Origin of the sequence: Nostoc sp. MG11, from assembly GCF_014904695.1 — a bacterium.
Classification (GTDB): Bacteria; Cyanobacteriota; Cyanobacteriia; order Cyanobacteriales; family Nostocaceae; genus Komarekiella.
Genome location: NZ_JACXXN010000016.1, coordinates 139763 through 146892 on the forward strand (window position 1 = coordinate 139763; position 7130 = coordinate 146892).

The window sequence follows — 7130 nt, forward strand, 5'->3', positions numbered from 1 at the left end:
TTCAATCTAAAATCTAGAATCTAAAATCTAAAGCCTAAAATATAAAATCTGATGAGTGCAGAAATTATTTGTGTTGGTACTGAAATGCTGCTGGGAGATATCCTTAACAGCAATGCTCAATTTCTGGCGCAACAATTAGCGCAGCTAGGTATTCCCCACTATTATCAAACTGTAGTTGGAGATAATCCAGAACGACTCAAGCAAGTTATAGAAATTGCTATCTCAAGAGCGGAAATTCTCATTTTTACTGGTGGTCTTGGCCCGACACCAGACGACCTCACCTGTGAAACCATTGCCGATTTCTTTAATGCCCCTTTGGTAGAACGCCCGGAAATTATCGAAGACATAGCTCAGAAATTTGCTCAACGCGGTCGGGTTATGTCTCCTAGCAACCGCAAGCAAGCATTGATTCCCCAAGGTGCAGAAATTTTACCCAACCTCACTGGAACAGCACCCGGCATCATCTGGCAACCCCGTCCTCATATAACGATTTTTACTTTTCCTGGTGTTCCCAGTGAAATGCACTGCATGTGGCAAGAAACTGCTGTCCCTTTTCTGAAAAGCCAAGGTTGGGGTAAAGAAATTATTTACAGCCGAAGTTTAAAGTTTTGGGGCATTGGTGAATCAGTTTTGGCGGAAAAGGTTGCTTCTTATTTGAACTTGCCAAACCCCACAGTTGCACCTTATGCAGGTAAGGGGGAAGTAAGACTGCGAGTTTCTGCAAAAGCAACTTCAGAAGCAGCAGCAGAGGCTTTTATCGCGCCCATTGAGAAACAAATCAAAGAAATTGCCGGACTGGATTACTATGGTGCTAATGATGACACACTTGCTACCGTAGTTGGGCAGTTATTGCGTGCATCGGGGGAAACCCTTTCTGTAGCAGAATCCTGCACTGGCGGTGGACTGGGGCAAATGTTGACAGAGATTTCTGGTAGTTCTGATTACTTTTGGGGTGGGGTAATTTCTTACGATAATTCGGTGAAAGTTAGACTACTGGGGGTTAACCAGGAAGACTTAGATGAATTTGGGGCGGTAAGTGCTACTGTCGCAGAGCAAATGGCACTTGGGGTAAAAACTCGCCTTTCAACCACTTGGGGATTAAGTATTACTGGTATTGCTGGCCCAACTGGGGGGACGGATGCTAAGCCGGTGGGTTTAGTCTACATCGGTTTAGCTGGGCCAAAAGATGAAGTGGTAAGTTTTGAGTATCAGTTTGGTGCAGCGCGAGGACGTGCTCTCATTCGTCATGTGAGTGCGAATGCAGCTTTGGATAGTTTGCGACGAAGATTGTTAAGTAGGTAGGGAAGTAGGGAAGGGTGCGATGTCTGATCACAAGCCCTTTGGGTGATGCCTCCGGCACGCCAAAGGCGAACGCAGTCGCCTGCGGAGGAGCCAGCGTGGTCTTGGGGGTTTCCACGCCACTTGCTTCAAGTCGGGGAACCCGCCCTACGCAGTGGCTCCCCATGAGCGACTGGCGTTGGAAACCCTTTCCGAAGTTTGGAGTGGAGGAAGCCTCCGCTCCAACTTCTCTTCGCAGCGCTGTCTCACCGCTCCGCGTCTATGCACTTCTAGTCTGGCGAAGATAGGGTGTAAAACATGTCGAAAAAGCGTAAATTACTAGAGAAAGTTCTTTCAGGTTCCAAGAATATTCAATTTAATGAACTAGTTACTCTGGTTGAGGCATTTGGGTTTTCTCTATCACGCGTTAATGGCAGTCACCACATCTTTACTCACCAAGATATTCCTGAGCTTGTTAACTTGCAAAATCAAAAGGGCGAAGCTGTTCCGTATCAAATCCGTCAATTTCTGATTTTGATCGAAAAATATGCGCTTACTTTGGAGGATGAAGAATGAAGCACTATCACATTAATATCTTCTACAGTAAAGAAGATGATGGCTACATTGCTGATATTCCTGATCTGAAATACTGTTCAGCATTTGGCTCAACTGAAGAAGAAGCACTTCGTGAAGTTTTAAAAGCAAAAGAAGCATGGTTAGAGGCTGCCAAAATCGAGGAAAAACCAATTCCTGAACCGAGATATAGACCTGCTATTTACCAAATAGCCTCGTGATTATATGGATGTACTGCGATCGCATTTTTGTGTAGAGGTTGCGATCGCTTCGTGGCAGACTATAGTACCAGACAAACTATATTAAAAAGCACTAGCTTACACAGTACTCTCAAAATTATTTCCAAACTTCGGTCAAATCTAGGATAAACCCAGGTAAAATATCTTCACCTGACAAGCTTACGGGATTATTTATAACCTCCACAGACTGACCTTGCCTATAAATCTCTACCTTTTTGTTTTTTCGGTCAATTAACCAACCTAAACAAGCTCCGTTCTCCATATATTCCCTCATTTTGGCTCGTAGGGGTTTCATATTGTCATTTTTAGAACGCAGTTCCAGTACAAAATCAGGACAAAGAGGGACAAATCCATCTTGCTGTTCTGGAGTGAGAGCGTCCCATCTGTCTTGACGCACCCAAGCTGCATCGGGAGAGCGATCAGCTCCGTTAGGGAGGTGAAAACCAGTTGAAGAGTTAAATGTCTTACCAAGTTTTGTTTGACGATTCCAGAGCCATAGTTGTCCTTCAATATCTGAATTTCTATTGCCTGTGATACCTCCAGTTGGAGCCATAACGATTAGCTCTCCTGTCACAGTTCGTTCTAGTTGTAAATCTCGGTTAGCGATCGCTAACTCAACTAACTGCTCGTGGGTTACTGTAAGTGTTAACGTTGGTGGAATATTGACTGCAATAGCTTGAGGTGTGTTGGCTTGTGTCACTGTTTTATCCCAAACCTACGCTTATCTGGAAGCTTTACAAAGATTCTAAAATCAATTTGCATTCATTTTCATAGTTTAAAGTAAACGCGTTACTATAGCGAACTGATAATCGCATTTTTGTGTAGAGGTTGCGATCGCCTTTGGTGAAAAGTTTTATCAGCAATATGTTAAGTTATTTGATTGCAGCCAAATCACAGCTTAACTTTTTGTTAATAAAATCTATAACCTTAGCTTCTGCTGGTGTAATTACCCCATCTAGATGAGCAATTCTTTGACATTGAGCCAGTAAGGGTACAGCAAAATCACTATTAATTTGCTCAAGTAAGGTTTCTAAAGATGGTAGCGATTTTATATTAGCTGCGATCGCATCGATTGAAGCAGAACTGAGGTTCGCAGCCTGTAATTCTGGCAAAAGATCTTTCCAAGATTTATCTGGATTTCCCGCTAAGACGATGTAAACCAAAATCTGATCCATAATCTTTTCTTGGGAGATAGCAGCTTCAATATATTTTTTGCTCTCTACTTGAGCATCTACTAATGTTGCCTCTAAAGTTAATGGATTCTGCTTTGCTTGATAAAACTGACAAGCAGAATGACCTAATGCATAGATCATTACTGCATTTGAACTAGCACCAATAACAGCTCCCGCTACTGGCATATTTCGCAGTAACCCCAAACCTGCTTTAATTGCTGTTTTTCCACCTACCCCTAAACCAAAAATTGCTACAGCTTCCCCTTGACGCGTTGAATCTTTCAAATCCATGCCATACGCGGCAGCAATTTGGTAAACTAATTCCACCGATAATGCAGCTGTAGCAGCCCAATCCACTACAAACGTTGCAGCTGCTTGTCCTGGTACAACACTACTGGCAAACCCTGTTGTTCCTGCTAAAACAGCTTTTTGCAGCATTAGATGGTGAGAAATTTGTGCTGGTTGTTCATTTGGGTGTTCATGCTGTAACTTTCTGACAGAAGCCTCGGCTTTAACTACATCAACCTGTTGAATTAAAAGATTTAACCAGTCCTTATTTAGAGATTTTATTGCTAGTTGCAACGGAGGGTTATTACCAACAATTGCTAATGCCTGCCCTGCCACTTGCGTTGCTTGTAAAGCTGCACCGCCAACTACACCACTAATACCTACAGCGGCTCCTGCGACAGCTTGTCCAGCTTGAAAAGCAGCACTCCCTACTGCTCTTCCTGACACTGCTCCAAAAAATGACCCTAAAAAAGATGGTTTTTGTAGAGACAATTGACTATCTGTTGTTGTTTTTGTAATAGCATTGGAGCATGCAATGTCAAAGTTTGCTTGAGCTATTGATGAATGTGTATTTAGCTGTACTTTTAACTCAAGCTCTTGTTGCCAATCTGGAAAATCTTCGCCTGTTTCTTTTCCATATATTTTAACTTTTTTAACATATTGGATACCTAAATTAATCAATGCATCATGAATCAGTAGAACTAATGACTGTTGCTCTGAAACTTTAGCTGATTCCAGCACAATATGTAAGCAATCTTGTTTGAGACTGGTTTTTACCGTAATGCTGGGTAAGTTTAACTACTGATTTACTAGAATACTAATAGCATTTGTATCGCCCTGCTTAGCAAGTTCTAGAATATTTAATTGTGTCATGTTTAGTAGCGATGAGAATTTTACTGATAACCTTGTTCCAGTATTCCCACGTGCAAGGGACTGATAACACTCCTTACTGAAGTTCTTAGGCAATGCTAGCCAAGACAAGTGGTAATATTCGATACATTTCACTTGTTACCATTAGTCATCCTGTACCTACTCATCAGCACAATTAATCACGGGATCGCTTGCTGTATTCTTCACAGTTTGTTACAAAAGTACAAAGTACTTCTATAAACGCAAAACCACATGTTCGGCGGACTTACTGGTTTAACAGATCCTAAAGGCACTGATTGGGGAGAGCGGATGCTCAATACAGTCGCCAGCCAAACGATTCGCCACCTGTTTACCCAAAGCGAGTCAGTAGAAGTCTTTGTGCGCTGCTATCCCTCCAGCAAACTGTTGCAAGGCAGCATTGATAGCTTCAAAATGAGCGGTCGTGGCTTAGTCATCCGGAGAGATTTTGCAGTAGAGGAGATGTCTTTTGAAACAGATGCAGTTGCTATTGATTTTGGCTCGGTTTTAAGTGGAAAACTCAGTCTTAAGCAATCCACCCAAGCGATCGCCCAGGTAATTTTATCAGAAGCAGGCATCAACCAGGCTTTTAATGCTGAACTGGTGAAAAAGCGCCTGTTGAATCTCTCTCTACCAGCCTTGACAGAATTATCTGGAGGTAAACCAGTCTCCTTTACGGAAGTCCAAGTACAGCTATTGCCTGAAAATCGCTTACAGATTTCAGCAAAGGCAGATTTAAATAATGGAGAAATTGTACCGCTGAGTATGACCGTAACTATAGGCATTGAAAGGCGGCGGCGGGTTTCTTTTAAAGACCCAAAAATGGAACTTGACCGTGTTCCAGAAGCGCAAAGAGAAATCTCACAGACCTTGAGCGTGGCACTTGTGGAAATTTTGGATAATATGGTCGATTTAGATCGGTTTGACCTTGATGGAGTGAAAATGCGGCTCAACCGACTGGAAACCGAGGGTCAAAAACTAATTTTCAGTGGATATGCTGAAATTGAACGTATTCCACGTAGCGCTTGATATTAAAAGTTTAGATGTCTCCTAATTTGCTGAATAACTTATCAGAATTGTTTGACTGGGGTTTGATTGAGGTATCTTGGCTGAACCCTCTGCTCACATTTCCTCTGGCATAATCACATAAATCAATTGATTCCGATTTTGACGATAAATTCTAAAATCGCTATCAAATGTGAGCAACTCACTTTTAGGATACAGTTGTGCCATCCTCACTAAACAGGCGTCTGCTAATGACATTGGTACAGACTGATAACGCTGCATCAACTCCTCGACAGCAAAAACTTCTTCATTCAAGCGAAATGGGGGATGGATAATTCCCTTTTGCAAAAAAGAAATTACTGCTGCTTCCCCTCCATAAACATTTTGTAAGAGAAAACAAGCCTCTGTGATCACTGCTTCGCAAGTTAACAAAGGTGGTTCAATTTGTTTGAACTGATTTGTCACCCACTGATGAAACTGCTCTCGACGATTGACTAAAGCTACTATTGCCTCTGTATCTAGCAGTACCTCTTGCTTCATTCTGCTAATTGTCTTTTAAGATACTCTTTGTTTGTTGAGTGATCTCCAGGGCCAGAATCTACACAGCCTACCAAATCCCCTGCTGCTTCTAAAGCAGACATTGGCGTGCCATCATAGTGCTTAAACTCCACTGTTAGTGATTTCAATTGCAGAAATTCTACAAAGTCAAGGACTTGCTGCTGTTTTTCTCTTGATAAGGTTTTTACCTTTTGGGTAATAATTTGCTCTAGACCAATAGCTTGAGTCATTAGTCTTTCCTCCAGTCTCATCACTTCAAGTTTAAATCCAACTGCCTTAATTGACACAGATAGTAGCGGAGTGTTGACAATTGTGAGATAACTAGCTATTTCCTAAGTCAGGCGTGAGGTGAATTAGCTTATTTCATGCCTCTTTTTAGATTACAAACCAAGAATCTGTTTCTTCTTGGCTTGAAACTCTGCCTCAGAAATAATCCCTTTATCTCTCAAAGCTGCTAACTTTTCTAACTGTTCAAAATCATTGGTACTCTGAGATATAGAACTAGCACTGTTAGATGTAATGATTCTTTCGTCAATTATATTTTTTGCTATTTCAAATTCCCTCGTTTTTTCTTCGGTGGCGAAGGTAACTGTATTTTCATCTGTAACAGCCTCAAATACCCCTCGTTTGGCTTCTCCTGCCCCTTGAAGGGTAAATTGAATGAAGCCTACAGTGAAACCTGCCCTCTTAAATTGCACAGCAGTGATATTCTTATAAGGAATATTTTTCTCCCCAGAAGTATGACCGCTTAGTAAACCTCCGCTTCTCTTAAGAATAATTCCTGTTTCGGTTAGAATTAGAGTTCCACTTCGCCCTTCAAATACATTGTCATACTTTTGCGGATTCAGTTTTTGGACAAGAATTTCTTTTGCTTTATCAAAATCTTTGATTTTCTCATTTAAAAAAGTAACGGCGTTTTCACTGTTACTAGCTTCAAAAAGACTAATTTCTTTGGCTAAACCTGACAGTTGAAAATAAATATAGCCCTGAGAATATCCCACTTTAACGGATAGACTCTTAAGGAACTTTTTAGGTAAGGATTCAGGTCTAATATTTAGGAAGCAGAGATGGGCGAGACAGATAATTATTAGAATTAGCCAGCAGTGCTTGTGCAAAAAAGTCAATCACA

The 7130-nt window shown here is 41.5% G+C and carries 9 protein-coding genes; 4 read left to right on the forward strand and 5 right to left on the reverse strand.

Going from position 1 to position 7130, the window contains the following annotated elements:
* The first annotated feature begins 51 nt into the window (after positions 1-51).
* The 3 genes from HCR01_RS21775 to HCR01_RS21785 all read left to right on the forward strand — a co-directional run bounded on the left by HCR01_RS21775 (position 52) and on the right by HCR01_RS21785 (position 2072).
* On the forward strand, positions 52-1302 hold the full coding sequence (locus tag HCR01_RS21775) for a competence/damage-inducible protein A (RefSeq protein WP_193198151.1): 1251 nt from the start codon (positions 52-54) through the stop codon (positions 1300-1302).
* 294 nt (positions 1303-1596) lie between these two features.
* Positions 1597-1854, forward strand: a complete 258-nt coding sequence (locus HCR01_RS21780) for a type II toxin-antitoxin system HicA family toxin (RefSeq protein WP_193198152.1) — start codon at positions 1597-1599, stop codon at positions 1852-1854.
* Positions 1851-2072: a type II toxin-antitoxin system HicB family antitoxin gene (locus HCR01_RS21785; protein ID WP_193198153.1), complete on the forward strand. Its 222-nt coding sequence runs from the start codon at positions 1851-1853 to the stop codon at positions 2070-2072. The genes HCR01_RS21780 and HCR01_RS21785 overlap by 4 nt, the downstream gene beginning before the upstream one ends.
* 115 nt (positions 2073-2187) lie before the next feature.
* Here the strand turns inward: HCR01_RS21785 and HCR01_RS21790 are convergent, their stop codons facing one another.
* A complete protein-coding gene (locus HCR01_RS21790) occupies positions 2188-2790 on the reverse strand; it encodes a Uma2 family endonuclease (RefSeq protein WP_193198154.1) in 603 nt (200 codons plus the stop codon).
* Positions 2791-2962: 172 nt separating this feature from the next.
* Positions 2963-4291, reverse strand: a complete 1329-nt coding sequence (locus HCR01_RS21795; RefSeq protein WP_320073152.1) for a hypothetical protein — start codon at positions 4289-4291, stop codon at positions 2963-2965.
* A 381-nt stretch (positions 4292-4672) separates the two neighbouring features.
* Between HCR01_RS21795 and HCR01_RS21800 the strand changes: the two genes are divergently transcribed.
* Complete coding sequence (locus tag HCR01_RS21800; protein WP_193198155.1) at positions 4673-5467, forward strand: DUF2993 domain-containing protein; 795 nt, start codon at positions 4673-4675, stop codon at positions 5465-5467.
* Positions 5468-5560: 93 nt separating this feature from the next.
* Here the strand turns inward: HCR01_RS21800 and HCR01_RS21805 are convergent, their stop codons facing one another.
* The 3 genes from HCR01_RS21805 to HCR01_RS21815 form a co-directional block, all read right to left on the reverse strand.
* Complete coding sequence (locus HCR01_RS21805) at positions 5561-5983, reverse strand: type II toxin-antitoxin system VapC family toxin (RefSeq protein WP_193198156.1); 423 nt, start codon at positions 5981-5983, stop codon at positions 5561-5563.
* Complete coding sequence (locus HCR01_RS21810) at positions 5980-6231, reverse strand: DUF2281 domain-containing protein (RefSeq protein ID WP_193198157.1); 252 nt, start codon at positions 6229-6231, stop codon at positions 5980-5982. Before HCR01_RS21810 ends, HCR01_RS21805 begins: the two co-directional genes overlap by 4 nt.
* Before the next feature lie 150 nt (positions 6232-6381).
* Positions 6382-7002 (reverse strand): SHOCT domain-containing protein, encoded by a 621-nt coding sequence (locus tag HCR01_RS21815; protein ID WP_193198158.1) that lies wholly within the window; start codon positions 7000-7002, stop codon positions 6382-6384.
* Positions 7003-7130 lie beyond the last annotated feature (128 nt).

What these genes read in the sequence shown, in the direction of transcription:
- HCR01_RS21775 (WP_193198151.1), top strand. Translation starts at nt 52, where the DNA reads ATGAGTGCAGAAATTATTTGTGTTGGTACTGAAATGCTGCTGGGAGAT.
- HCR01_RS21780 (WP_193198152.1), top strand. Translation starts at nt 1,597, where the DNA reads ATGTCGAAAAAGCGTAAATTACTAGAGAAAGTTCTTTCAGGTTCCAAG.
- HCR01_RS21785 (WP_193198153.1), top strand. Translation starts at nt 1,851, where the DNA reads ATGAAGCACTATCACATTAATATCTTCTACAGTAAAGAAGATGATGGC.
- HCR01_RS21800 (WP_193198155.1), top strand. Translation starts at nt 4,673, where the DNA reads ATGTTCGGCGGACTTACTGGTTTAACAGATCCTAAAGGCACTGATTGG.
- HCR01_RS21805 (WP_193198156.1), bottom strand. Translation starts at nt 5,983, where the DNA reads ATGAAGCAAGAGGTACTGCTAGATACAGAGGCAATAGTAGCTTTAGTC.
- HCR01_RS21810 (WP_193198157.1), bottom strand. Translation starts at nt 6,231, where the DNA reads ATGACTCAAGCTATTGGTCTAGAGCAAATTATTACCCAAAAGGTAAAA.